This is a genomic window from Streptomyces sp. yr375 (assembly GCF_900110755.1).
Classification (GTDB): Bacteria; Actinomycetota; Actinomycetes; order Streptomycetales; family Streptomycetaceae; genus Streptomyces.
In genome coordinates this window covers 302,004-326,260 of record NZ_FOFF01000003.1, presented here as the reverse complement: position 1 = coordinate 326,260, position 24,257 = coordinate 302,004, and the positions used below count along the sequence as shown (strand labels likewise).

Annotated in this window: 23 protein-coding genes; 13 read left to right on the top strand and 10 right to left on the bottom strand. The window is 71.4% G+C overall.

The annotated features are described in order from the left end of the window. Positions 1–310: 310 nt before the first annotated feature. From BMZ82_RS05840 to BMZ82_RS05795, 9 genes are all read left to right on the top strand, one after another. The gene (locus BMZ82_RS05840; RefSeq protein ID WP_256251777.1) at positions 311–856 is read left to right on the top strand and encodes a spherulation-specific family 4 protein; all 546 of its coding nucleotides are present in this window, start codon (positions 311–313) and stop codon (positions 854–856) included. After that, positions 853–1,740, top strand: coding sequence for an endo alpha-1,4 polygalactosaminidase (locus tag BMZ82_RS05835; protein ID WP_093772338.1), 888 nt, complete (start codon positions 853–855; stop codon positions 1,738–1,740). The genes BMZ82_RS05840 and BMZ82_RS05835 overlap by 4 nt, the downstream gene beginning before the upstream one ends. Positions 1,741–1,905: 165 nt before the next feature. Next, positions 1,906–2,811: a hypothetical protein gene (locus BMZ82_RS40570; RefSeq protein ID WP_177244400.1), complete on the top strand. Its 906-nt coding sequence runs from the start codon at positions 1,906–1,908 to the stop codon at positions 2,809–2,811. A gap of 59 nt (positions 2,812–2,870) precedes the next feature. Beyond that, complete coding sequence (locus BMZ82_RS05825) at positions 2,871–3,449, top strand: hypothetical protein (protein WP_093772334.1); 579 nt, start codon at positions 2,871–2,873, stop codon at positions 3,447–3,449. Beyond that, entirely contained in the window at positions 3,446–5,614 is a 2,169-nt protein-coding gene (locus BMZ82_RS05820) for a M48 family metalloprotease (RefSeq protein WP_093772332.1), read from the top strand. Before BMZ82_RS05825 ends, BMZ82_RS05820 begins: the two co-directional genes overlap by 4 nt. Before the next feature lie 481 nt (positions 5,615–6,095). Next, positions 6,096–6,584 (top strand): hypothetical protein, encoded by a 489-nt coding sequence (locus BMZ82_RS05810; RefSeq protein WP_143098828.1) that lies wholly within the window; start codon positions 6,096–6,098, stop codon positions 6,582–6,584. Between the two features lie 128 nt (positions 6,585–6,712). Next, positions 6,713–7,780 carry an aromatic ring-hydroxylating dioxygenase subunit alpha gene (locus BMZ82_RS05805; protein WP_093772326.1) on the top strand — a complete coding sequence of 356 codons (1,068 nt, stop codon included), beginning with the start codon at positions 6,713–6,715 and terminating at the stop codon, positions 7,778–7,780. Next, positions 7,777–7,965: a hypothetical protein gene (locus BMZ82_RS05800; protein WP_093772324.1), complete on the top strand. Its 189-nt coding sequence runs from the start codon at positions 7,777–7,779 to the stop codon at positions 7,963–7,965. The genes BMZ82_RS05805 and BMZ82_RS05800 overlap by 4 nt, the downstream gene beginning before the upstream one ends. Further along, positions 7,962–8,900: a PDR/VanB family oxidoreductase gene (locus BMZ82_RS05795; RefSeq protein ID WP_093772322.1), complete on the top strand. Its 939-nt coding sequence runs from the start codon at positions 7,962–7,964 to the stop codon at positions 8,898–8,900. Before BMZ82_RS05800 ends, BMZ82_RS05795 begins: the two co-directional genes overlap by 4 nt. A 31-nt stretch (positions 8,901–8,931) precedes the next feature. On the opposite strand, the gene BMZ82_RS05790 is transcribed toward BMZ82_RS05795, so the two are convergent. The 7 genes from BMZ82_RS05790 to BMZ82_RS05760 all read right to left on the bottom strand — a co-directional run bounded on the left by BMZ82_RS05790 (position 8,932) and on the right by BMZ82_RS05760 (position 17,923). After that, positions 8,932–11,064, bottom strand: a complete 2,133-nt coding sequence (locus tag BMZ82_RS05790; RefSeq protein WP_371271156.1) for a discoidin domain-containing protein — start codon at positions 11,062–11,064, stop codon at positions 8,932–8,934. A gap of 134 nt (positions 11,065–11,198) precedes the next feature. After that, positions 11,199–12,791, bottom strand: a complete 1,593-nt coding sequence (locus tag BMZ82_RS05785; RefSeq protein WP_093772320.1) for a glycoside hydrolase family 13 protein — start codon at positions 12,789–12,791, stop codon at positions 11,199–11,201. Between the two features lie 31 nt (positions 12,792–12,822). Further along, positions 12,823–13,701, bottom strand: a complete 879-nt coding sequence (locus tag BMZ82_RS05780; RefSeq protein ID WP_093772318.1) for a carbohydrate ABC transporter permease — start codon at positions 13,699–13,701, stop codon at positions 12,823–12,825. Continuing rightward, on the bottom strand, positions 13,698–14,651 hold the full coding sequence (locus BMZ82_RS05775; RefSeq protein WP_093772486.1) for a carbohydrate ABC transporter permease: 954 nt from the start codon (positions 14,649–14,651) through the stop codon (positions 13,698–13,700). The genes BMZ82_RS05780 and BMZ82_RS05775 overlap by 4 nt, the downstream gene beginning before the upstream one ends. Before the next feature lie 29 nt (positions 14,652–14,680). Continuing rightward, positions 14,681–16,021, bottom strand: coding sequence for an ABC transporter substrate-binding protein (locus BMZ82_RS05770; RefSeq protein WP_093772316.1), 1,341 nt, complete (start codon positions 16,019–16,021; stop codon positions 14,681–14,683). A gap of 114 nt (positions 16,022–16,135) precedes the next feature. Then, the gene (locus tag BMZ82_RS05765) at positions 16,136–17,131 is read right to left on the bottom strand and encodes a LacI family DNA-binding transcriptional regulator (RefSeq protein ID WP_177244399.1); all 996 of its coding nucleotides are present in this window, start codon (positions 17,129–17,131) and stop codon (positions 16,136–16,138) included. A 123-nt stretch (positions 17,132–17,254) separates the two neighbouring features. After that, the gene (locus tag BMZ82_RS05760) at positions 17,255–17,923 is read right to left on the bottom strand and encodes an MmyB family transcriptional regulator (RefSeq protein WP_093772312.1); all 669 of its coding nucleotides are present in this window, start codon (positions 17,921–17,923) and stop codon (positions 17,255–17,257) included. 228 nt (positions 17,924–18,151) lie between these two features. Here BMZ82_RS05760 and BMZ82_RS05755 point away from each other — a divergent pair, with 228 nt between their 5' ends. Both BMZ82_RS05755 and BMZ82_RS05750 read left to right on the top strand, forming a co-directional pair. Further along, positions 18,152–18,805, top strand: coding sequence for a helix-turn-helix domain-containing protein (locus BMZ82_RS05755; RefSeq protein ID WP_093772310.1), 654 nt, complete (start codon positions 18,152–18,154; stop codon positions 18,803–18,805). Between the two features lie 32 nt (positions 18,806–18,837). Then, positions 18,838–19,368, top strand: coding sequence for a toxin-antitoxin system, toxin component (locus BMZ82_RS05750; protein ID WP_093772484.1), 531 nt, complete (start codon positions 18,838–18,840; stop codon positions 19,366–19,368). A gap of 63 nt (positions 19,369–19,431) precedes the next feature. Here the strand turns inward: BMZ82_RS05750 and BMZ82_RS05745 are convergent, their stop codons facing one another. Next, complete coding sequence (locus tag BMZ82_RS05745) at positions 19,432–20,463, bottom strand: alpha/beta fold hydrolase (RefSeq protein WP_093772308.1); 1,032 nt, start codon at positions 20,461–20,463, stop codon at positions 19,432–19,434. 239 nt (positions 20,464–20,702) lie between these two features. On the opposite strand from BMZ82_RS05745, the gene BMZ82_RS05740 reads away from it, so the two are divergent. Then, positions 20,703–20,927 carry a hypothetical protein gene (locus BMZ82_RS05740; protein ID WP_093772306.1) on the top strand — a complete coding sequence of 75 codons (225 nt, stop codon included), beginning with the start codon at positions 20,703–20,705 and terminating at the stop codon, positions 20,925–20,927. 30 nt (positions 20,928–20,957) lie between these two features. On the opposite strand, the gene BMZ82_RS05735 is transcribed toward BMZ82_RS05740, so the two are convergent. Beyond that, positions 20,958–21,650, bottom strand: a complete 693-nt coding sequence (locus BMZ82_RS05735) for a 4'-phosphopantetheinyl transferase family protein (RefSeq protein ID WP_093772304.1) — start codon at positions 21,648–21,650, stop codon at positions 20,958–20,960. Next, positions 21,647–22,507, bottom strand: coding sequence for a metallophosphoesterase family protein (locus BMZ82_RS05730; RefSeq protein WP_093772302.1), 861 nt, complete (start codon positions 22,505–22,507; stop codon positions 21,647–21,649). The genes BMZ82_RS05735 and BMZ82_RS05730 overlap by 4 nt, the downstream gene beginning before the upstream one ends. Positions 22,508–22,861: 354 nt before the next feature. Between BMZ82_RS05730 and BMZ82_RS05725 the strand changes: the two genes are divergently transcribed. Next, the gene (locus BMZ82_RS05725) at positions 22,862–24,043 is read left to right on the top strand and encodes an ATP-grasp domain-containing protein (RefSeq protein ID WP_093772300.1); all 1,182 of its coding nucleotides are present in this window, start codon (positions 22,862–22,864) and stop codon (positions 24,041–24,043) included. Positions 24,044–24,257: the final 214 nt, after the last annotated feature.

Below are 24,257 nucleotides of genomic sequence, written 5' to 3'. Positions count from 1 at the left end.
GGTATTGCGCCAAATCGGCCGGCGGGAAGCGGGTGGTCGCGCGGCTTCGTCCGGTACGTCGATCCGTTGCGTCACGCCCTCGTTACCGTGCGCTGATGCGGATACACCCGGCCCGGCCCCGGCGCTGACTCTGTGCTGCGGCGCTGTCGCGCTGTGTCTGGCGGCGTGCGCGCTGTGGCGACTCGGCCGCCCGGCCCCGCACGTCTGACCGACGCCCTCTCCGTTACTACCCCACCGCTCGTCCGCGTCATCCGCCCGCACGTCCGTCGGGGCCCGGCACCACATCGAACTCACCGGGAAGACACCCGAGTTGCACGGCCCCGACCCCGCGTTCGCCGCGGCGGCCGGCGCGTTGCGGGCGGCGGGCGCGCGCCTTCTCGGCTACGTCGACACCGACTACGGGGTGTGTGACCGCGCCGACATCGCCGCCGACGTCCGCCGGCACCAGGAGTGGTACGCGGCCGACGGCTGTTTCCTCGACCGGGTGACGGCGACCCCGGACGCGCTGCCCGCCTGTCGCCGCCTGGTCCGCGCGGTGCGCAGGCTCGGCGTCGGCCCGGTCGTCCTCAACCCCGGCGTCCACCCCGCGCCCGGCTACGCCCGCCTCGCCGACCTGACGGTCACCTTCGAGGGCCACTGGTCGACGTACGTGTCGGCGTTCAGCAGACCGGCGTGGGCGACGCGCCACCCGCCCGAGCGGCTGTGCCACCTCGTCTACGGTGTCCCCGAGGCGCTCGTCCCGCTCGCAGTGCGCCCCGCTCGCGAGCGGGGCGCGGCGGTCTGCGGCCCGGTGACGGGCGAACTCCCCAACCCCTGGGCCGCGTTGACACCGGCCCTGACCAGAGAGACGGCATGAGGCACTTGGCACGGCAGTCCGTACGACACCCGGTACGGCACTCGGTAAGGCACTCGGTACGACGATCCGTACGGCACTCGGTGCGGGCGATCCTGTTGGTGACCGTGCTGGCGTTGGCGGGCTGTTCCGGAACGGGCGGCACGGACGACGAGGACGACAACACTTCTTCCCCCTCTCCCACTTCCTCGCTCTGGCAGCCCCGCCCCGGGGTGGCCTGGCAGTGGCAGCTCGACACCAGGGTCGACCCGTCGGTGGACGTGCCCGTCTACGACATCGACGGCTTCGAGAACACGGCGGCGGACGTGGCCGGGCTGAAGCGGGACAGCCGCAGGGTGATCTGTTACATCAACGTGGGCGCGTGGGAGGACTTCAGGCCCGACAAGAACGCCTTCCCGCGCTCGGTACTGGGCAAGTCGAACGGCTGGGCGGGCGAACGCTGGCTGGACATCCGGAAGGTCTCCGTGCTGCGGCCGATCATGGCACGGCGTTTCGACATGTGCCGTGACAAGGGCTTCGACGCGGTGGAACCCGACCTGGTGGAGGGCTACAGCAACAGCACCGGCTTCCCGCTCACCGCTGCCGACCAGCTCCGCTACAACCGCATGATCGCGCAGCTCGCGCACGAGCGCGGTATGTCGGTGGGCCTCAAGAACGACCTGCCCCAAATCCCCCAACTCCTGGCCGACTTCGACTTCGCGGTGAACGAGGAGTGCGCGCAGTTCGGCGAGTGCGCAAAGCTCAGCCCGTTCATCTCGGCGGGCAAGGCGGTCTTCCACGTGGAGTACGCCGAACCGACAAGCAGCTTCTGCGCCGAGTCCCGTCGGCTGAAGCTGTCGTCGATGCAGAAGAAGCTGGAGCTGGGGGTATGGCGTAAACCCTGCTGACGCATCAGAAGTCAGTGCCGACGCCCCAGGAAGCGAATTCTTTCACTCATGTTCCTTATTGACCGAATGTAATGAGGCTATCACTTTAGGTGTTTTATCCTTTAAACTCTCCGTCACCACGCCAGGGAGCGCGCCGGGGGCGCGTGTCGGGGGGAGCTGGTTGCCGTGCGCCGTAGAGCGTTTTTCGCCACCCTGTTGAGCTGTGCTGCGCTTCTCATCTCGGTCGCTTTCTCACTCGGCATCTCCGCGGCACCGGCGCAGGCCGCGGACCCCATCGCGCCGTACGTCGAACTGACGCCGGACTCCGGTCAGTTGGCACCGGGCGGCAGCGCGCTCGCCGTCGACGCACTGTTCCACAACACCCTGGACACCGCCGTCACGGACAGTTTCATCGTCGCCGTGGGCATCCGACTCGCCCCGCCCGCCGCACTGCTGACGTCCCGACAGGTCACCGTGGAATGGTTCGACGTGGGGGCGTCCGTGTGGCGGGCGGTGGAGTTGACGCCGGGCGACACCGCGCTCTCCGGTTTCCTCAGTACGGACGCCGGTGCCCCGTCCGTGGGCTCGCTCCCGGCGGGCGGGACCGCCCGGATCGGCCTGCGCATCTCGCTCGCCGCCACGGTGCCGACGGCGACCACCGTCCAGTTCGTCACCCAAGGCCTCGTCGAGCCCAGCCCGCTGATCGACCCGGTGGCCCTGATGGACGGCAAGGCGTCCTACACGGTCACCACGCCACCGACGGCAAGCAACTCGGCGTCGTCCTCGACGTCGGCGTCCGCATCTGCGTCCGCATCCGTATCTGCGTCCGTATCTGCGTCCGCCAGCGCCACCCCGGCTCACTCCGCAAGCGGGACGGCGACACCGAGCCGCAGCTCGTCCGCGTCCGCCGTACCGACGATGTCCGCCGTGCCGGTGCCGGTGCCGTCGGCGTTGAGCGGGGGCACCGGAGGCGGCCAACTCGCGGACAGCGGAACCCCGGCGGTGGCCGCCGTCGCCGGGGCGGCCGCCCTCGTGTGCGCCACCGGGGTCGCCCTCGCCGTGACCCGGCGTACGCGCCACGGGCGCGACTGACGAGGACGAGGCCGAGGACTCGTACGTGCACCACCGGTCCGTCCCCACGGGAGGAATCCATGCACCATCGCACGGGGCAGGACGTCCTGCGTGACCTGGTCCGCAGCGTCTCGCCGGCCGAACTGGAGAAACTCGACGAGACCTGCCGGGTCTACGCCGCCCGGCCGTACCCTCCGCAGCCCCTGCACCGGCCGGCCGGGGACCCGCTGGGCGACGGCGTCCAGACGGCAGTGCTGCTGCCTGTGCTCGTGGCCGTCGTCGCGCAGATCCTCGCCGACCTCGCCTCGGGGCGCATCCGGGCGGGCGGCAGCCGACTGACCCGGTGGTGGCGGCAGCGCCGCCTGCACCGCGCCGCGACCGAGGGCCGACGCACGGCGCTGACCTCCGCCGTCCCCCAACTCTCCGACGTGACACGGCAGGAGCTCACGGACTGGGCCCTGGCGCAGAGCCGGGCCGCCGGCCTGTCGCCCGCGCAGGCAGCGGCGTGCGCCCACGTCATCGTCGTAGCCGTGGTCCAACCCGACACGGAGTCGGACGCGCAGTCGGATGCCGAGCCGGTGCGCGGTCCGGCGGCGGCGCCGGACTCCCACGGGGAGCCGGGTGACCTGCACGCGCCCGCGAACACACCGCCGTCGTGACCGGAGCGCCGGGCGCTGCCACGCCCGCCGCCGACCACCACGCCCGGCGCGAAGCCGCCCGCACGCTCATGTCCAGCCCGCTGCCCCTGCCGACCACAACTCGCCTGGTGCTACTGGTCCTTGTGGCCGGGGCGGGAGCCTCGTTCGCCGCGTGGTGGTGGCTGATCCTGGGCCGGGACAACTGGCCGGACGCCCAACTCGCCTGCCTGCCCGCCGCCGAGGCCTCGCCGGACGCGGTGCTCGACCGGTTCACCGGCTGCGTCTACGACGTCCGGCTGGCCCAGGCGGCGGTGGTGCTGTGCGGGCCGCTCGCCCTGCTGGCCCTCGCCCTGGTCTGCCGCGCCGCCGGACGCCGGCTGAGCCTGTGGCTGTGGGCGGCGACCCCCGACCACTCGTCGCTCTCCGAACGCCTGACCGCCGTCCTGCCCGAGCCGTCCGAGGCGTCCGAGCCGTCCGAGCCGTCCGAGCAATCTGATCCGTCCGAACAGGGCGTGGTCCGGCCCAAGTTGTGGGTGCGGCAGCGGCGCGTCGGTGTGCTGGCCCGGGCGTCGGGCAGCGTGCGGGACCCGTGGATCGTGGCCGACTCGAACGTCTTCAACCTGCCCGATCGGCAGGTGGAGGCGAAGTTCCGGCACGAACTGGCCCATCTGCGGCTGCGGGACGTGGGCCGGGTCCGGCTCGCCGTCGCGGCCTGGTGGCTCCTGCTCACGGCCGTCGTCCTGCCGGTGGCCGCCGCCCTGGTACGGGACCCCGGCCTTCTCGGCCCCGGCCTGCTGGTGCGGATGACGCTTGTCCTGGTGATCGTGCTGCTCACCCTGCGCGCGGTGCTGCGCATCCGGGAACACGACGCCGATCTCGGCGCGGAGGCGGATCCGCGCGCACCATGCGGTGCCACCGCCGACCACATCGGCTCCGGCCTCCCGCCGAACCGCTGGCAACGAATCCTGCGGGCGGCCGGACTCGCAAGCCACCCCACCACCGAGACCCGCCTCGCCATCCTCTCGAACCCCGCCCGGTCCTGGGGACTCCCGGCCGCCGAATGCCTCACCACCGGGCTCGCGGCGGGCCTGCTCTTCACCGATCTCGCCCTGCTGATCGGCGCGTTGATGCCCACGCGAGTCCAACTTGCTTACGCCGTCGCGGGGTTGCTGACCGGCTGGGCGGTGGCCGGAGTGGTGACCGTGGGCTGGTGGCGGGCGGTCGCGGTGGAGCACCGGGACGCGTCCGGCCGACACCCGCCGCTGGCCGGGGCCGCGCTCGGGCTCGGCGTCCTCGCCGGAAGCCAGCTCTCCGGCCGCGCGGCCGGCGACTGGATACGCGACACCGGGACCGCCGACGGACTGGCCACGGCGCTCTCCCTCACCCACACCCCCCGGCCGCAGGTGCTCGGCCTGGCGCTGGCCCTGGTGATCGGCGGGGCGTTGTACGCCACCTGGACCACCTCCCTCGCCCGGGCGGTCCGGGCCACGGTGACCGGGCCGCGCTCCGCGCCCGCGTGTGCGGCGGCCGTCGTCCTCTCCGGGCTCCTGATCGCCGTACCGCTGGGCAGTTGGTTCCTCTTCGCCCGGCTGACGGCGGCCCGCGCGACTTCGGACATCCGCTGGGGCGTGATCGACACGCCGTGGTGGGCGACGGGCGTCGCGGTGAGCGTCTGCGGCGCGCTGCTCCCTTTCGCGATGTCGGCCGGCCGCCGCACCGGGAGCCGGGCGAAGGGGCCGGTGGCGGTGCTCGTGGCCGCCGGGGTCGTCGTCGCGGCGGGGGCCGGGTGGGCCACCGTCGGCGACCGGTTCTCCGACCCCCCGACCACGGTCACCGTCCGACCGAGCACCTCGAACTCGCCTGACCCATCGGCCACTTCGCACCCCGGCGACGACGAGACCGTACCCATCGGCGAACTCCCCGTCCTCCCGCCCGAGCAGGAGCGCACGGCTCGACTGCGCGCCGACACCGCCCTCGTGTGCCGCGCGCTGGCACTCGGCGGCACCGGCATCTGGACCGACCCGCAGCGCCGCCGCGACACGGCCGAACTGCTGGGCGGCCTTGACGACACCGTGCTGCGGGCCGCATCAGCCGTCCTGCTGCGCGACCCGAACGGACCGGTGGACCGCGACGCGCTGGTCGCGTCCGCCATCCGCTGCGACCTCTACTTCCGCTACCACCGCTGACGAGGAGGCATGCGTGCATCAGGCATCCGCCGCGACGACCGCCACCGGCCGAAGGCGACTCCGGTTCGTCGTCGCGCCGATCGTGCTGGCAGTGCTGGCCACGGCCCTCACCGCGTGCGGCGACACCACCGACCACGCGGACACCGTCGTACCGACGGACCCGACACCATCCACCGCCCCACCGACCCCGACCACATCACACCCGGCCACCCCCTCCAGCTCCCCCTCCCCGTCCCCTTCCCCTTCCCTGAAGACCTCGACCGGCTCCCCGTCACCCTCGGGAAGCCCGGGCGGAACGAGAGGCCCAGGTGTGTCCACGGGCGGCGGCACCGGCGGCTCAGGTGACCGCTCGACACCCAGGCCAAACACCCCCAGCACCCCCACCACTCCCACTCCCACTACCCCCGCCGCCCCGAAGCCGCCCACCTCCAACACAGTGTCCACCGCACTACTGACGACCCGTCAACTACCCTCCGGATACGTGAAAACCGTGCTGCAGAACGATCCCCCCACCCGCTCCGACCACCCCGGGTGCCTCGGCACGCTGAACGCCCTGGAGTCGTACGGCAGCACCCGTCCCGGCGCGGTCGAGGGCAGGGTCACGTTCGCGCAGAGCCAGAGCGGGCCGTTTCTTCAGGAGGTCATGCGCTGGCTGCCGGGGACGGGTGCGCGCCAGGATCTCGATCAGGCGGCCGCCGTGCTGTCGGGGTGCGGCGAGTTCACCATCGGCTGGAGCGACGGCATGACCGGCACGGAGCGGGTGGTGGCGCACGGGTCGGCGGGCGTCGGGGACGCCTCGTGGCACGCCACGGTCACCACGGTCACCGGCACGTTCACCGTGCAGGAGACCCTCGTCCTGGTGGTCGTGGGGAAGACGCTGATCGTCCTCAGCGAGGCGGGCAGCCCTGCGGCCCCCGCCCGCTCCCGCACCGTGTCCCTGGCCCACAGCGCGGCGGCACGCACCCCCTGACCTGCACCTTCACAGAAGCCCTTCCGTCTGACGGAAGCCCCCTTGCCGAGCTGGCGCAACCCTCACGAACCTGGGTCCAACCACGGCTCGCGGGGCGACGGCGCCCCGCTCTCAGGGACGGGAACGCCATGCCTCACACCACCGCCTTCGCCAGGAACCAGTGGTACGTCGCCGCCTACAGCCACGAGGTCGGGCGCGAGGAGCTGCTCGGCCGGACGATCCTCGGCGAGCCGCTCGTCTTCTACCGGACCGAGGAGGACGGGACGCCCGTCGCGCTGCACGACCGCTGTGTGCACCGCCGGTTCCCGCTGTCCGAGAGCCGGCTCGACGGCGACCGCATCGTGTGCGGCTACCACGGCTTCACGTACGACACGACCGGCGCGTGCGTGTACGTGCCGGGGCAGAAGCGGATCCCGCGCACCGCCCGGGTCACCGCCTACCCGGTCGTCGAGCAGGACGCCCTGGTGTGGGTGTGGATCGGCGATCCGGCGCTGGCCGACCCGCAGACCATCCCGCGCGCCCGCCACCTCGACTCCCCCGGCTGGACGACCGTCCGCGGCATGGAGCCCATCGACGCCGACTACGGACTGCTCGTCGACAACCTCCTCGACCTGTCGCACGAGACGTATCTGCACGGCGGCTACATCGGCACCCCCGAGGTCGCCGAGACGCCGATCACCACCGAGGTCGACGAGGGCGCGGGCATCGTCCGGGTCAGCCGGCACATGGACGACGCCGAGTGCCCCCCGTTCTATGCCCGTTCGACCGGCATCGAGGGCCGCATCACCCGCTGGCAGGACATCGAGTACCACGCGCCCTGCCTGTACCTGCTGCACAGCCGCATCGCTCCGGTGGGCGTCCTGCCCGAGGCGGACGGCAGCGACCCGAACGGCTTCCACACCGAGATCACGTACGCCATCACCCCGTCCGCCGACGGCAAGGTGTACGACTTCTGGATGGTGTCGCGGGACTGGGCGGTGGACGACGAAGAGGTCACCGACTTCCTGCGCGGCAACAACCACACGGTGGTCATGCAGGACGTCGACGCGCTCAACCTCCTTCAGAAGACGCTCGGTTCGGAACGGACCGGGTACCAGGAGCTCAGCATCAACATCGACACCGGAGGCCTCGCCGCCCGCCGTATACTCGCCCGACTGGTCGAAGAAGGCGACAAGCCCGTGGAGAAGGTCCTGTGAGCACCGGCGCCACCGGCGAGATCTACCGCATCGACTGGCTGCCGGGCACCGACGTGCTGCACGGCACCTGCCACTGCCGGGCCGAGCACTCCTCGCAGGACCCGATCGAGATGTGGGAGTGGATGCTCGGCCACCCCGAAGGACACGAGCCGCAAGGTCACGAGCCGCAAGGAAGCCCTTCATGAGCGATGTGTACGAAGCCGAACTCGTCGTCGACAAGCGCGAGTTCGCGGCCGACGGCGTGCTCGCCCTCACCCTGCGCCACCCGCTGGGCGAGCCGCTCCCGGCCTGGGAGCCGGGCGCCCACCTCGACGTCGTCCTCGGCCCGGACCTGGAGCGGCAGTACTCGCTGTGCGGCGACCCGGCCGACCGCTCCGCCTGGCGGATCGCGGTGTTGCGGGAACCGGCGGGGCGGGGCGGATCCGCTTACGTGCACGAGGAGTTGGGGGAGGGCGACAAGGTACGGGTGCGCGGCCCGCGCAACCACTTCGCCCTGCGCCCGGCCGCGCGGTACCGCTTCATCGCGGGCGGGATCGGCATCACCCCCGTCCTGCCGATGCTGGCGGCGGCCGAGGCGGCGGGCGCCGAGTGGACCCTGCTGTACGGCGGACGCTCCCGCAACTCCATGGCGTTCACCGAGGAGTTGGCCCGGTACGGCGACCGGGTGACCGTCGCCCCGCAGGACGAGGCCGGGCTGCTGGACCTCGGTTCGGTGCTGGACGCGCTGCCCGAGGGCACCCTGGTCTACTGCTGCGGTCCCGGCCCGCTGCTCGACGCGGTGGAGGCGCGCTGCCCGTCCGGCGCGCTGCACGTCGAACGGTTCCAGGCGAAGGAGCAACCGGTCGGCGAGGACGGCGAGTTCGAGGTCGAGCTCGCACAGAGCGGCCGTACGCTCACCGTCGCCCCCGGCGTCTCCGTCCTCGACACCGTGCGCGCCTCCGGCGTCGAGGTGCTCTTCTCCTGCACCGAGGGCACCTGCGGCACCTGCGAGACCGACGTGCTCGAGGGCACCCCCGAACACCGTGACTCCGTCCTCACCGAGGAGGAGCGGGAGGCCGGGGAGACGATGATGATCTGCGTGTCGCGGTGCAAGGGGAAGAAGCTCGTCCTGGATCTGTAGGACACCGTGCTTCCGGCCCGGGACTGACGGGTTACGACGTCAGATACGCCTCCACCTCGCTCAACTGGCCTGCGGGCCAGCCCGTGTTGGCGGTGACGGTGAGCCTCAGGTAGCGCAGGGCGGTCGTGGACGGGAGGGCGACCGTGGCGGTGTTGCCGGTCGCCGGGTCGAAGCGGTAGCCCTGCGCGGCGACCACGGTCGAGTAGGCCGAACCGTCCGTGCTGCCCTGCACGGTGAGCGTCTGGGTGCGCGCACCCCACGCCGAGGACGGCGGCAGCTTGAGCACGAGTCGGCGCAGCGCCTGTGTCGAGCCGAGGTCGACCGTCCAGGACTGCGGGAAGGCGCTGTTGGTGGACTCCCAGTAGCTGCCCGTGTCCCCGTCGACCGCGTTGGCGGGCGGGTAGTCGCCCTGCGAGCCGGTGGCCGTGGCGGGGCGGCCCGCCGCGAGGTTGCGGTTCGGGTCGGGGTCGGGGTTGCCCGGGCGGGGCTGGGGCCAGGTCGAACAGTCCGACCAGGTGCCGTTCCAGCCGGAGTTGCCGCCGCCGTCGGTGAGCGTGAAGGTGCCTGCCGGGTAGGGGCAGTTGTAGACGCCGGCCGCGCCGACGCCGGTGGCCTGGACGTTGCTGAAGCGCGCCGAGCCCTGCACCTCCGCCTGGACGACGACCGTGCCGGTGTTGCGTACCGTGGCACCGTTGACGGTGATGTTGCCGGTGGGATAGCCGCGCCCGCCTCCGGAGACGAACTCGAAGGCGCTGTAGGGGCTGTCGGTGATCGTCGTCCCGGTGATGGCGACGGTGGCGTTGATGGCGCTGTCGTAGGAGTCGACGCGTAACGCGCCTGTCGGATGGCCCCAGTTGGGGTTCAGCGCACCGGTGCGCACCAGGCTGTTGCCGTCGACCGTGATGGTGCCGGCGAGCGGGGAGAACGGGTCGAGGAACTTCTGGTTGGAGATCGCGATGCCGCTGCCGAGGGCGTTGGTGTCGGAGATCAGGTTGTTCCTGACGGTGAGGTCCGTGCCGCCGTAGATCGCGATGCCGTTGGCGAGGTTCGGTTGGGTGATGGTGTTGTTCTCGAAGCTGCTGTTGGTGTCCGGGGCGTTGAGCGACCACATGGCGAGCGCGTCGTCGCCCTGATTGCGCAGGAAGTTGCCCCGGACGCGGACCCCGTGGGCGTTGCCGTTGAGGTTGAGTCCGTCGGCGGTGGTGTCGAGGATGCGGTTGTTCTCGACGACGAGGTTGTCGTTGTTGCCCGTCAGCCACAGGCCGACCTTGAGATGCTGGAGCCACATCCCGGAGACCGAACTGCCGGGGCCGAGCGAGCCGTTGACGAAGTTGTCCGGGTTGGCGTCGACGCGCTCGGTGACCTCGCCGACGACCGCGAAGTCCTTGAGGTGGACCGAGCCGGCGGACCCGGACTGGTCGATGAAGCGTGAGGCGTGCACGACGGAGTACCAACTGCCGGCGCCCTGAAGGGTGACGTTCTGGACGCCGCTGAGGGAGGAGGTGATTCTGTAGTCCCCCGGCGGGATCCACACCACTCCCCCTTGCGCGGCGGCGATGGCGTCCCGGAAGGCCTGGGTGGAGTCGCCCTGGCCGCCGGGATCCGCGCCCTTGTCGGTGACGGACACCGCCCCGGCGGGCTTGGCGGCGGGTGCGGCGACCTGCTCGAAGTCGGCCACGTCGACGGTGACCTGGACCCCGGACGCCTCCACGGCGACCTTGTCCCCCGCCTGCACGTTCTGCCCGAGCAGCAGCCGGGTGTCGTCGAAGAAGTGGTGGGCCCTGGCACCGGGGATCCAACTGGTCTCGATGTAGCAGTACTTGGAGGTGACGGGCAGGGTCTTGGCCAGCTTCTGCCCGTTGACGTACACGTTCAGTGCGCCCGACTGTCCGTCGGGGACGCTGTAGGCGACGTTCAGCGCGTTGGCCGCGCGCGGGACCGTGAACTCGACGCGCTGGCCGGCGGCGAGGCGCACCGCCTGCCGCCCGGAGGCCTCCGAGGCGAGCGTGGCCTGCGTGTAGTCGGGGCCGATCCTCGTGCCGGAGGTGGTGGCCGACTCGGCCTCGACGGAGGTGAACGGCAGGGTCGCGCCCGCGACCGCGTTGGCGGCGGGCGCGGCGGTGAGCAGACCGGCGGCGACGGCGATCACCATCACGGCCGGCATGCCTTTCAAGGCCCTGCTTCCAGCGTGCATGTCCATCTGTACTGATCCCTTCGGGATGCGGCGTTCGGGGTGCGTGCGGGTTACGGGGATGGAGGCTTAGAGGGATGGGGGCTTGTGGGGATCGGGGCGCGGTCTCAGGTGTGCAGCCAGACCGCGGTGTCCTTCGGCAGTCGCCCCTCGTCGTCCAAGGGGCCGCTGCCGAGCAGGAGTTCGGTGTGGGCGGGCAGTTCGGCGGGCGGGTCGGCGAGATTCACCACGCAGGTCGTGCCCGGCGCGCGAGTGAAGGCGAGGACGCCGTCCGGCACGGGCAGCCAGGTGAGTGGGGCGTCGCCGAAGACGGGGCGGAGGCGGATCGCCTCGCGGTAGAGCACGAGCATCGAGGCGGGGTCGTTCCGCTGCCGGTCGACCGCATACGATCCCCAGTCGACCGGCTGCGGCAGCCAGGGCTCCTCGCGCGAGCCGAAACCCGCGTACGGCGCGTCGGCCGCCCACGGCAGCGGGACCCGGCAGCCGTCCCGCCCCGGGTCGGTGCCACCGGAACGGACGTACATCGGATCCTGTATGCGGTCGACCGGCAGCTCGACCTCGGGCAGTCCGAGCTCCTCCCCCTGGTAGACGTAGACCGAGCCGGGCAGCGCCAGTGAGAGCAGGGCGGCCGCGCGGGCGCGCCGGGTGCCGAGGGCGAGGTCGGCGGGGGTGCCGAAGGCCTTGGCGGCGAAGTCGAAGCCGGTGTCGGCGCGGCCGTAGCGGGTGACCGTGCGGGTCACGTCGTGATTGCACAGCACCCAGGTGGCCGGGGCGCCCACCGGCGCGTGTGCGGCGAGCGTCTCGTCGATGGCCGTACGCAGCCGCTCCGCCTGCCAAGGGCAGGTCATGAAGGGGAAGTTGAAGGCGGTGTGCAGTTCGTCGGAGCGCAGATAGCGGGCGAAGCGCTCGGTGTCGGGCAGCCAGACCTCGCCGACGAAGACGGCCCCGTGTGCGTCGGCGATGGTCCGCCAGGCGCGGTAGATGTCGTGGAGTTCGTCGCGGTCGACGTAGGGGTGCGGGTCGCGGCCCTCGACGAAGTCGGGCAGCCTGGGGTCCTTGGCCAGGAGGGCTGCGGAGTCGACGCGGACGCCGGCGACGCCCCGCTCCAGCCAGAAGCGCAGCACGTCCTCGTGCTCCTGGCGGACGGCCGGGTGGGACCAGTTCAGGTCGGGCTGCTGCGGGGCGAAGAGGTGCAGGTACCAGTCGCCGCCGGGCAGCCGGCTCCAGGCGGGGCCGCCGAACTGTGACTGCCAGTCGTTGGGCGGGAGTTCACCCCGCCCGTCGGGCCCGTCGCGGCCGGGGCGGAAGTGGAACAGCTCGCGTTCGGGGCCGCCGGCGAGGGCGGCGCGGAACCAGACGTGCTGGTCGGAGACATGGTTGGGCACGATGTCGACGATCGTGCGGATGCCCAGTTCACGGGCCTCGGCGATCAGCTTCTCGGCCTCGGCGAGGGTGCCGAAGGCCGGGTCGATCGCGCGGTAGTCGGCGACGTCGTAGCCGCCGTCCTTCATCGGCGACAGGTACCAGGGGGTGAACCACAGGGCGTCGACGCCGAGTTCGGCGAGATACGGCAGCCGGGCGCGGACGCCCGCGAGGTCGCCGGTGCCGTCTCCGTCGCCGTCCGCGAAGCTGCGGACGTACACCTGGTAGATGACGGCGGAGCGCCACCACTCCGCCGGGGCATGAGGGGGCTGTCCCACGGTGCCTGCCTTTCTGTCGGAGGAAGGGCCGTCAGCCCTTGGTGCCGCCCGCGCCGATCCCGGCGACGATGTGCCGTTGGAAGACCAGGAACAGCGCGACCATCGGGACGCTGGCGATGACCATCGCGGCGATGAGCACGGTGAGTTGGACGTTCTGCGACAACTGGACGAGCGCCACGCTGATCGGCTGTCGGTCGGTGTCGGAGAAGACCATCAGCGGCCAGAGGAAGTCCTGCCACACGGCGACCAGCGCGAAGATCGACACGACGCCGAGGACCGGCCTCGACATGGGCAGCACGATCGACCACAGGGTGCGCAGCGGCCCGGAGCCGTCGATCTCGGCGGCTTCCAGCACCTCGCGCGGGAGGTGGTCGAAGAACCGCTTCAGCAGATACAGGTTGAAGGCGTTGGCGGCGGCCGGCAGCCAGATGGCGAGGGGGTCGTTGAGCAGACTGGTGTGGATCAGCGGCAGGTCGGCGACCGTCAGGTACTTCGGTACGAGCAGTGCCTGGGCCGGGACCATCAGGGTGGCGAGGATGCCGCCCAGGATCAGCTTGCCGAAGGCCGGCCGCAGCCTGGACAGGGCGTAGGCGGCGGCCGTGCACAGGACCAGTTGGCACAGCCACGCGCCGGCCGCCTGGACCACCGTGTTCCCCAGGTGCCGCGGGAGCTGCATCAGGTCCCAGGCGTCGGTGTAGCCGTCCGGATGCCAGCGTTCCGGCACCAGGGTGGGCGGGGTCCGGGCGATCTCGTCCGGCGACTTCAGCGCGCCGGTCACCATCCAGTAGACGGGGAAGAGGAAGGCCAGCGTGAAGAGCAGGACGACACCGGTGAAGACGGTCCAGTAGACGGCCCTGCCGCGCGGGCGGGCCAGTGCCGCCGGGGAGACCAGGGTGCGGGTGGCGGTCATACGTCCTCCCCGGAGCCGGTGAGCCGCAGATAGACGGCGGAGAACGCGCCGAGCAGGACCAGCAGCATGACGCTCAGCGCGCAGGCTCCGCCGAAGTCGTTGTAGAGGAAGGCGTACTTGTAGATCAGGTAGAGGACGGTGACGGTGGCGTTCTCCGGGCCGCCGCCCGTGATCACGAACGGCTCGGTGAACACCTGCATGGTGGCGATGATCTGAAGGAGCATCAGCATGAGGACCACGAAACGGGTCTGAGGGATCGTCACATGGCGGATGCGCTGGAGCAGGCCTGCGCCGTCCAGTTCGGCGGCCTCGTACAGCTCGCCGGGGATGGACTGGAGCGCGGCCAGGTAGATCAGGACGGTGCTGCCCATGTTGGCCCAAGTGGCCACGAGGACAAGGGAGATGAGTGCGGTGTCGGTGCCGTTGGTCCAGTTCGAGGTGGGCAGGTGTAGGAGGCGCAGCGTCTCGTTCGCGAGGCCGGCGCCGGGGTCGTAGAACCATTTCCACAGCAGGGCGCTGACCACGGGCGGGATCATCACCGGCAGGTACACCACGACTCTGAAGAAGGCTTTCGCGTGCCGGAGTTCGTTGAGGACGAGAGCCAGCGCGAAGGGGACGGCGAAGCCGATCAGCAGGGCGAGCAGGGTGAAGGTGAGCGTGTTGCGCCAGGCGGCGGTGAACTCCGGGTCGTGCCAGACGCGGGTGAAGTTGGCGGTGCCGACCCACTCGGGTGAGGAGCCGGGCGTGTACTTCTGGAAGGCGATCACGACCGCGCGGATCGCCGGATACCAGGAGAACAGGGCGAAGCAGAGCAGCCCGCCGAGGAGGAAGGCGTAGGCGCGTGCCTGGTCGGCGAGGCGGCGGCGCATGCGGTGCCCGGCCGGGGGCGGCGGCTGCACCGGGCGGCCGCCCGCCGCCTCGACGGGCCGCGCCGCCGCGGTCTTCGGTATCGGCGTCGGTATAGACGTCGGCATCGGGCTCAGCCCCGGGCCAGGATGCCGTCGATCTTGCCTGAGGCGTCCTGGAGGAGCTGGTCGAGGTCGGCGTCCTTCTGGGTGAGGACGGCGGAGACGGCCGCGTCGAGGACGGAGTAGATCTGCTGCGCGTGCGGTGGCTCGATCTTCATCTCGAGCTTGTGGTTGCCGTCCAGGAAGGCCTGGTAGTTCTCCACGGGCACGTTGGCGTTGGCCTTCTTGACCTGCTGGTCCCTGGCGTCGGCGGCGCCGGTGAACAGCCGTGGCTCGGGCAGGCCGACCGGCGCGCCCGCCTTCTTCGCGCGGGCGTAGTCGCCGAGGAAGCCGTCGCCGGGGGTGAGGAACATGTGGTCGAGCCACTTCAGTCCGGCGCGGATCTGCTCGGGGCTGTCGTCCTTGCCGAACATGTAGCCGTCGCCGCCGATGAGCGTGCCCTTGCCGCCGGGCATGGGACCCAGCGCGAGGTCCTGGTAGCGGCCGCCCTTCTCCTTGACCAGGATCGGGATGTTGTCCGGCGCGGCGAGGTACATGCCGAGTCGGCCCGAACCCATCAACTGCTGGACGTCGTTGATGACCAGCAACTGCTTGCTGCCCATGGAGTCGTCGCTCCAGCGCATGTCGTGCAGGTTTCGCAGCACGGCGTGGCCCTCGGGGGTGTCGACGGTGGCCTTCGCGCCGTCGGCGCTCACCACGTCGCCGCCCTGCGCGTACAGCTCGGCGGTGAAGTGCCAACCCCCTTGGTTCTGGGCGCTGTAGTCGGCGTAGCCGAGGACGCCGTCGCCCAGTGCGGCGATCTTCCGTGCGTCGGCGCGGAGTTCGGCCCAGGTGGCCGGCGGCCGGTCGGGGTCGAGGCCGGCCCGCTCGAAGAGTCTGCGGTTGTAGACCAGTCCCATCGAGTAACCGGTGCGCGGGATGCCGTAGACCTTGCCATCGACGGTGTAGATGTCGCGCAACTGCTTCTGAAGGGTGCCGTAGCTCGTCAACTCCTTGAGATACGGCGTGAGATCGGCGGCCTGCCGGATGTCGACGACGTGTCGGGCGTCGGTGAAGTACGTGTAGAAGACGTCCTCCATCTGGCCGCCGGCGAGCTTGGCGTCGAACGTCTTGGGGTCCTGGCAGGGGAAGGCGTCGTGCGCGACGACGTCGATGTCCGGGTGCTGCTTCTCGAAGGCGGCGACGTCCTCCTCGAAGAACGCGCGGTCGACCTTGGCGCTCCGGGGCGGCATGCAGTTGACCGTGATGCGGGTCGTGCCGCTCGCGGTGTCGTCGTTCGACGCGCAGGCGGTGAGCGCGAGGCAGCCGACGCCGAGCGCGGCGACGGTACGGCGGAACCCGGTGCTTCTCATGGGTGAACCCCTCTGGGAAGGAGCGGTGGGCGCGCCGCACACTCAAGCACCGGCGACAAGGGTCCGCAAGATGTCGCGCAGAATATGCAATTATTCGACAGTCAGTGGCCGGATCTAGGGGCGGAACACCTGCGCGGTGGAGCCGCGGACCACCAGTTCCGGTTCGAAGAGCAGCTCTTCGGGGGCTACGGCACCCCCGCCGACCTGCGCGTTCAGCAGTTCCACCGCCGCCCTGCCCATGGCCTCGATGGGCTGGCGCACGGTCGTCAGGGGCGGGTCGGTGCAGTTCATCAGCGCGGAGTCGTCGTAGCCGACCACCGACACCCGCCCCGGCACGTCGAGGCCCTTGCGCCGGGCGGCCCTGACGACGCCGAGGGCGAGCGGGTCGCTGGCACAGATGAAGCCGGTGACGCCCCGGTCGATGAGCCGGGAGGCCGCCGCGTGACCGCTTTCGATGGAGAACATGGCGCGGGCGACGTGTTCGTCCGGGAGGTCGGCCAGCGCCCGCGCGGCGGCCAGTTTGCGCGCCGACGGCACATGGTCGGCGGGGCCCAGCACCAGCCCGATCCGCTCGTGCCCCAGCGAGGCGAGATGCCGCCAGGCCTGCTCCACGGCCACGGCGTCGTCGCAGGAGACGCCCGGGAAGCCGAGGTGCTCGATGGACGCGTTGACCAGCACCACCGGGATGTTGCGCGCGGCGAGCCGCCGGTAGTGCTCGTGCGGGGCGTCGGCCTGGGCGTACAGACCGCCGGCGAACACGACGCCGGAGACCTGCTGGTGCAGCAGCAGATCCACGTAGTCGGCCTCGGAGACGCCGCCCTTGGTCTGTGTGCACAGCACCGGGGTGAGCCCGAGCTGCGCCAGCGCCCCGCCGATGACCTCGGCGAACGCCGGGAAGATCGGGTTCTGCAACTCGGGCAGCACCAGGCCCACGAGCCGCGCGCGCTCGCCGCGCAGTTGCGTGGGCCGTTCGTAACCGAGGACGTCGAGGGCGGACAGCACGGACTGCCGGGTGGCGTCGGAGACGCCGGGCTTGCCGTTGAGCACCCGGCTGACCGTGGCCTCGCTGACCCCGACCTTCTTGGCCACTTCCGCAAGTCGTCGCGTCATGCGCGCAAGAATAGCGCAAGCGACGCAAGTCACTTGCGTAAAGCAGGGCGGGGTGGACGGGCCGACCAGGGCGCCGTCGGCGACCTGAACGCCGACGGTGCCCGGTCAGGTCCCGGGGGTCGCTCAGGCCTCGGGGGCCGGGACCACGCTGAGGTGGCTCGCCGTGCGGCGCACGGTGCGCTTCCTGCGGGGTGCGAACGCCGGGCGGGTGTCACGCAGCACCATCGTCAGCCGCGTGTACCCCAAGTCCTGGAGGGTTCTGGGGGTGTCGCCGACGATACGGCACTGCGTGGCACCCCAGCGCGGATCGGGGTGCAGGAGCGGACGGACCGCCCCGTCGTGCTCGACGGCCTCCTCGCCGACCGCGCGGATCCAGTGCGGCAGCCCGTGCCGGTAGGCGGCCTCCATGATCGGGTCCTGGGCGATCTCGCGGCGGATCGCCTGCAACCCGTGGTCGTGGCCGTGCCGCTCCACGGCCGCCGCGAAGCGGGCGAGCATCGGCAGGCACCAGCCGGCCTCATGGTCGCCGAGGACCGACGACGCGTCCGGATGGAACAGGACGAACCGCAGGAAGTTGTCGCCCGGCAGCGCTGTCGGATGCGCGCTCACGTCCCGGAAAAGTGACGCGAAAGCGGCGTTCGACAGCACCACGTCCCAGCGGTGGTCGAGGACGACGGACGGAAAGGGGACTGCCTCCAGGTATGTGGCGTAGTCCTGCAGATACGCCCGGGCGTCGGGACTCTCGGGGACGGGCCGCGGTACGGACCGCCGCTCTCCTGCCTGATGTGCCATCGGGAGGTCACCCCTCTTGCCTATGCGGCCTTCTCGCGGCGCCCCGATCCTGCTGCCCCGATGCGAGGCGTGTCAACTATCGTGGCATTCCGCGCTCGTTGACGGCTGAAATTGGCCACAGTTGTGGCGAGACCTGGATGTGAGTTCGAAAGACCGGCTACTCTCCACGCAGTTCAGGCGACCGTCCATGCCTGTGTGAGGGACGTGCGAGACCTAGGAGACCTGTCGGTGTCGGAGGATGGCTTCGAGGTTCCGGGCGCCACGGCGACGGTGCTGCTGTCGGCCGTCGTCGTCCGCGTCGCCACGCTCGCCGACCGGCTCGGCGTGCCGCACGCGGAGGTCTTCGGCACCGGGCGGCTGTCCGTCGCCTCAGGGGTCCCGGAGTCCGTGGTCAAGGCCCTGCTGAGCGGCCGGCCCGCCGGTGAACCCGATGTGCAGGCCCGCTTTCTCCAGCGTCTGGGCCTGTTGCGCCGTACCCGGCTCAAGCCGAACGGCCGCAGATACACCCAGCAGGAGATCGCCGACGGCGCCGGCATGTCGCGCCAGCAGGCGGGCGCCCTCATCAACGGCGACCGGCGGCCCACGATGGAGCACTGCGACGCCCTCCAGCGCTTCTTCCGGGTGCACGCCGGCTTCCTCACGGCCGAGGACCCGGAGGCGCTCGCGGGCGCTCTCCAGCACACCGAGCAGGAGTTGCTGCAGAAGCTCGCCGCGCGGGAGGCGGCCGCGGCCGCCGCGGACCCGCTGGAGCGGCTGCTGCAGGACCACGGCGTGCGCGGGATCGCGTGGCGGGCCGCTCAACTGCCCACCGACCAGCACCGCGACAAGGTCGCCGAGTGGCTGGACATGCTCCTGGAGAGCGTGAAGCGGCCCGAGTCGTGATCCGGGGGAGAACTGTGAACATCGCCAAGGAAATGCGCCGCCTCAGCGGCGAACTCGTCACGGAACTGACTCTCCCGGCCCCGGCCGCGCCGACCGAGCTGTACACCGCCCTGTGCGCCGGGATGAGCAGACGGCGCGGGCGCCCCGTGCACTTCCGGATGGCCGCCTTCCCGGCCGACACGGCCAGCGGGCTGTGGCTGGACATGGCCGACCAGGATCTCGTCGTCATCGAGGAACGCACCGCGCCCGAGCACCAGTTGGTGATCCTGGGCCACGAGCTGTGGCACATGAAGGCGGGCCACTGCAGCCATCACGTCGAGGGCGCGGCGGTCGCGGCGCGTTTACTCACCGACGGGGCGGACCTCCAGGCCACGGTCCGCAGCGTCGCCGCGCGCACCCGGTTCGACCTGGCCGACGAGAAACAGGCCGAGAGCTTCGGCCTGCTGCTGGCCAGCAAGTGCCGTACGTGGCTGGCCGGTTCGTCGCCCCGGGGACGCGGGCAGCGCGACCAACTGGCCGGACGGATCGAAGCGTCGCTGGGCTATCTGGGGCCGCAGAGCTGAGCAGAACGCTCACGGCGGACACGTCGGGTCGGGTCAAGTCAGGTCCGGTCTGGGCAAGTCAGTTCAGGTCGCGCTGCGTTCGCCTGCGTCGCGCAGGGCGCGTGCCGCGTCGTCCGACAGGCCCGTCGGGCCCGCGCCGGGGCGGCCCTCCCGCAGGAGCGCGCGCCAGTGTTCGCGGCTCCAGTCGGCGGGAGCCGTGGTGCGGGTGAACTCCTCGACGAGGGCGCGGAACCGGGCCGGGTCGCTGTGGAACGGGAAGTGGCCTGCGCCCTCGAAGATCTCCAGCCGACTGCCCGGCATCGCCTCGTGGGCGCGGTACGCGTGCCGTACGGGCACCACGCTGTCCCGGTCGCCCCACAGCAGCATCGTCGGCATGCCGGCCGTCAGATAGCAGCGGTCGAGCATCGTGACGACCTGACCGCGCCCGTCGACGACCGCGCGCAGCGTGCGGACGAAGGCGTTGCGCGAGGTCTCGTCCGGCAGCGCGTCGACGAGGTGGAGCAGGTCGGGGGCGTCCTGGCCGAGATCGGTGTCCAGCAGCTTCATCAGCCGTACGGCGAGGCCGACTTGGAGCCGGGCTCCCGGCAACCGGAGTGCGGACAGCGCCAGATGGGCGCCCGGCAGGGACACCAGCCGCAGGGCGGGGGTGACTTCGCGGCCGACTCCGCCCGCGCTGACCAGGATCAGCCGTTCGGTGCGCTCGGGGAACTGGTAGGCGAACTGCATCGCCACTCCCCCGCCCAGCGAGTGCCCGACCAGGGTCGCCGACTCCACGCCGAGCGTGCTGAGCAGGTCGCGCAGACCGTTGGCGTAGGCGGCGACCGAGTAGTCGGCGCGGGGTTTGTCGGAGGCCCCGTGGCCGAGGAGGTCGGGGGCGATGACGGTGTGGGTGCGGGCGAGGCCGGGGATCAGCTCGGTCCAGGTGGCCGAGGAGTCGCCGATGCCGTGGATGAGGACCAGCGCAGGACCCTCACCGGCCATCCGGAACGCGCGCCGGTAACCGTGCACGACCCGGTACTGCAACTCCAACTCACCGTCGCCCACCGGGCGCAGCCGGGCGGCGCGCGCGGGGCGCCGCTGCGGAACGTCGACCACCCGCTCGCCTCCTGTGTCACCGGCCGCCGGCGGTGCGCCGACGCCCTTCCCACCAGCGTAGGACCCGTTTCCGCCGGGGGATTTCGAGCAGGTTTCACCTCCGCTAAGCGGGCGAACCGTCGTGCGGCGGGGCCGGATTGTCAGTGGCGGGCGGCAAGCTGGGAGGTGCGCCGCCGCACGGGGGCGTACGCGCCGTCGGGGCGCGGGGGAGACGACGCCGACACGGGGAGAGCCGACCGATGCCCACAGCCGTACTGACCGACCGCGAGCGCACCGCCGTACAGGCCTACCTACGGCTGCTGCACACCGTGCGGGCCGCCTTCGACGACCAGGGGCGCCACGAAGGGTGCCTGGTGACGCCCGCCGTCCTGGCCGAGGCCGAACAGGCCCTCGCCGAGGCGGGGTTGGCGGGCAACGAGGCGGAGTTCTTCCGCCTGCTGCACCACTGGTACCCCGTCCCGTGACCTGGCGCGGCACCTCGCCCGGGCGGTGTCTCAGATGTGCTGGACCGTGATCGCCGTGGCCACCAGCCCTCGGCGTACGGTCCAGCGGCCGTCGAAGTGCCCGAGCCGCCGGTCTCCGACGACCGGTCCGGGCACGAGCAGCCGGGCCCGGAAGGCGCCCTGCGCCTGCCCGGCGGGGCCGTCGGCGACGAGGTCTATGTCGGCCTCGCTGAAGTCCAGCCACTTGCGGGTCAGGGGGAACCACGCCTTGTAGACGGACTCCTTGGCGCTGAACAGCAGCCGGTCCCAGTGCACTTCGGGACGGTCCGCGGTCAGCCGGCCGAGCCGCTCCGCCTCCGCGGGCAGGGCGACGGCGGACAGGACGCCCTCGGGCAGCGGCTCGTGCGGTTCGGCGTCGATGCCGACGGAGGCCAGGTCACCGGACCGGACCAGGGCCGCGCCGCAGTAGCCCGCGCAGTGGGTCATGCTGCCCGTCAGCCCCTCCGGCCACTGCGGCGCGCCGCGCTCGCCCGGCAGCAGCGGCTGCGGGGGCACGCCGAGCTTCTCCATGGCGCGCCGCGCGCAGGCCCGTACGACGGTGAACTCGCGGCGGCGCTTCTCGACCGCGCGCGCCACGAGCGCCTCCTCCGCCGGGTACAGCGGCGCGTCCCCGAACTCGCGGACGCCCTCCTCGCCGAAGGCCTCCACCGCAACCACCGACGCCGGCAACAGTTCCTCGATCACTCGGCCTCGGCCTCTCCGGGCAGGATGCGCCGCAGCCGGCCCGGGGGCTCCGGCCGCTTGGACCATTCGCGGGGGTAGCCCACCGACACCTCCTCGAAGCGGACGCCCTCGTGCCAGGTGGTCCGCGGAATGTGGAGGTGGCCGTAGACCATGGTCTCGATCCGGAACCGGCGGTGCCAGTCCGCGGTCAGCCCGGTGCCGCACCACATGGCGAACTCGGGATACCACAGGACGTCCATCGGGTGCCGGTGCAGGGGGTAGTGGTTGACGGGGACGATCGGCAGGTCGTCGGGGATCTCGGCGAGCCGCCGCTCGGTCTCGGCGACACGCGCCCGGCACCAGGCCTCGCGGCTCGGGTACGGGTCGGGGTGCAGCAGGTACTCGTCGTTGCAGACGATGCCGGTGCTCTCCGCGTAGGCCAGCCCCTCCGCCTTGGTCGTGCAACCCTCCGGGAGGAACGAGTAGTCGTACAGCAGGAACAGCGGTGCGACGGCGACCGGGCCGCCGGGGCCCTCCCACACCGGGTAGGGGTCCTCGGGGGTCGTCACGCCCAGGTCGCGGCAGACCTCGACGAGGTGCTCGTAGCGGGCGACCCCGCGCAGCGTGACCGGGTCCTTCGGGTGGGTCCACAGCTCGTGGTTGCCCGGGGCCCAGACCACCTTGGCGAAGCGGCTCGCGAGGGTCTTCAGCGCCCAGCGGATGTCCGCCACGTTCTCCGAGACGTCACCGGCGACCAGTAGCCAGTCCTCGTCCGACTCCGGGGCCATGGCCTCGACCAGGGCGCGGTTCTCCGCGTAGCCGATGTGCAGATCGCTGATGGCCAGCAATTGTCCGGCGCCACCGGCTGTCGACGTCACCTTCCGCCCCCGCTCACAAGTCCACACTCCGCCTTCTCACGAACACGCCAACTGTCACCACGAGAACATATTCACGCCTGCGGTACAAGGTCGAATCGCGTCCCCCGCCGGGCCCTGCACACGTACTCCACCTGCGCCGGAGCGCGCCTCTATCCGAACTCGAGCCACAGGTGAACGGGATCGGCGAATCCGTAACACGCGCGTTGCACGGTGTACCCCTCGGAAGCCGTATGATCGCCCCAACACCACCGCCATGGACGTCCCTTCACGCAGGGCGGTTTGGTGACCCACCATTCCCCCTGCCCGGGCCGGGCCTGCTTCGCCCTGCCCGCGAACCGTGAAAGGCGGCCTCGCATGGTCTCTCGCGTACGCGTCTGGCTCAACCGCACGTACGCGGAGAACGTGTTCTTCACGGATCAGCTACGCCGAAATCCCAGCGATCGCGCCGTCGAGATCCATGCCACGCACGGCGACGCCGACTCGCCCGTGCTGGCCGCCGCCGACACCGCCGAGCTGGAGCCGCAGGGCCTCTCCCCGGCCGGGTACGTCGAGTACGCGCTCTCCCAGTGCAAGCGCCGCAGCATCGACGTGTTCGTGCCCCGGCTGCACCAGGCGGCGATCGTCGCGCACCGCGCCGACTTCGAGGCGGCCGGCACCGCGCTGCTCGCGCCGCCGCCGGAGGCCGTCGCCGTCTTCCACGACAAGGTGATCGCGTACGAGGCCGTGCAGGCGATCGGCGTGCCCGTGCCGCCGTGGTACCGGGTCCGGACGGCCGATCAACTCGTCGCCGCCGTCGAGGAGTTGGAGGAGGCGGGACACAAGGCCTGCTTCAAGCCGGCGTCCGGCGCGGGCGGGGTGGGCTTCCGGGTGATCACCCGCGCCCCCTTCTCGCTCTCGCACCTCAGCGGCTTCCCCAGCGCGTACGTCCAACTGGACATGGTGGTCGAGGCGTTGCAGCAGGCCGCCGAGGAGCAGTCCGAGGAGCAGGTCGACTGGCTGGTCATGCCGCGCCTGGAGGAGCCTGAGGTGTCCGTGGACTGCCTCACCGGCCCCGACAACATCCTGCGGATGGCCATCGGCCGCACGAAGAACGGCCGCCGCCGGGGCTTCACGCTGCACGAGCAGTGGCTGGAGCCGGCGCGGCTGATCGCCGAGGGCTTCGGGCTGCACTACCTGTCCAACATCCAGTTCCGGATGTTCGGCGACCGGCCGGTCCTGATGGACGTCAACACCCGCCCGGCCGGCGGACTGCACCAACTGTCCCTGTGCGGCGTCAACGCGCCTTGGGCGGCGGTGCAGTTGGCGCTCGGCGAGGAGCCGGGCGAGGTCGTGCCGCCGTTCCTGGGGCAGGACTACACGGTGGTGTCGGGGCCGCGGCCGCTGCGCGCGGTGTCGCTGCCGCACCAGCGGATCGAGGACACCGAGCCGCTGCTGCCGCCCACCGCCACGCCGGTGCCTGCCGACTCCGCGGACTCCGCCGACTCCGTGCAGACGGCCGCGAACGCGGTGGACGCACCCGCCGCCGCCACCGCCTAGACACCGAAGCGAGAGCGAAGTCCCCCGGATTCCCGTCCGGGGGACTTTTTTTCTCCGAAGGTGTATCAGGAACCGGGGTGCCCACTCTTATGGGTGAAGGGCCCCACCGGGGGTGCGTGGGGGAAGCGCCGGGGTCCTGCGGGGGAAGCACAGGGATGCACGGGGGATCGGGTCGGTCGGCCGCTGTCACGGGGAGCGACCGGCCGACCCGAAC

Excerpts from the sequence above, each read along its gene's own strand:
- BMZ82_RS05835 (WP_093772338.1), top strand. The coding sequence starts at position 853 with ATGAGGCACTTGGCACGGCAGTCCGTACGACACCCGGTACGGCACTCG.
- BMZ82_RS05795 (WP_093772322.1), top strand. The coding sequence starts at position 7,962 with ATGAGCGATGTGTACGAAGCCGAACTCGTCGTCGACAAGCGCGAGTTC.
- BMZ82_RS05760 (WP_093772312.1), bottom strand. The coding sequence starts at position 17,923 with ATGGCACATCAGGCAGGAGAGCGGCGGTCCGTACCGCGGCCCGTCCCC.
- BMZ82_RS05780 (WP_093772318.1), bottom strand. The coding sequence starts at position 13,701 with ATGACCGCCACCCGCACCCTGGTCTCCCCGGCGGCACTGGCCCGCCCG.
- BMZ82_RS05765 (WP_177244399.1), bottom strand. The coding sequence starts at position 17,131 with ATGACGCGACGACTTGCGGAAGTGGCCAAGAAGGTCGGGGTCAGCGAG.
- BMZ82_RS05750 (WP_093772484.1), top strand. The coding sequence starts at position 18,838 with ATGCGCCGCCTCAGCGGCGAACTCGTCACGGAACTGACTCTCCCGGCC.
- BMZ82_RS05740 (WP_093772306.1), top strand. The coding sequence starts at position 20,703 with ATGCCCACAGCCGTACTGACCGACCGCGAGCGCACCGCCGTACAGGCC.
- BMZ82_RS05770 (WP_093772316.1), bottom strand. The coding sequence starts at position 16,021 with ATGAGAAGCACCGGGTTCCGCCGTACCGTCGCCGCGCTCGGCGTCGGC.
- BMZ82_RS05725 (WP_093772300.1), top strand. The coding sequence starts at position 22,862 with ATGGTCTCTCGCGTACGCGTCTGGCTCAACCGCACGTACGCGGAGAAC.
- BMZ82_RS05790 (WP_371271156.1), bottom strand. The coding sequence starts at position 11,064 with ATGCCGGCCGTGATGGTGATCGCCGTCGCCGCCGGTCTGCTCACCGCC.
- BMZ82_RS05805 (WP_093772326.1), top strand. The coding sequence starts at position 6,713 with ATGCCTCACACCACCGCCTTCGCCAGGAACCAGTGGTACGTCGCCGCC.
- BMZ82_RS05825 (WP_093772334.1), top strand. The coding sequence starts at position 2,871 with ATGCACCATCGCACGGGGCAGGACGTCCTGCGTGACCTGGTCCGCAGC.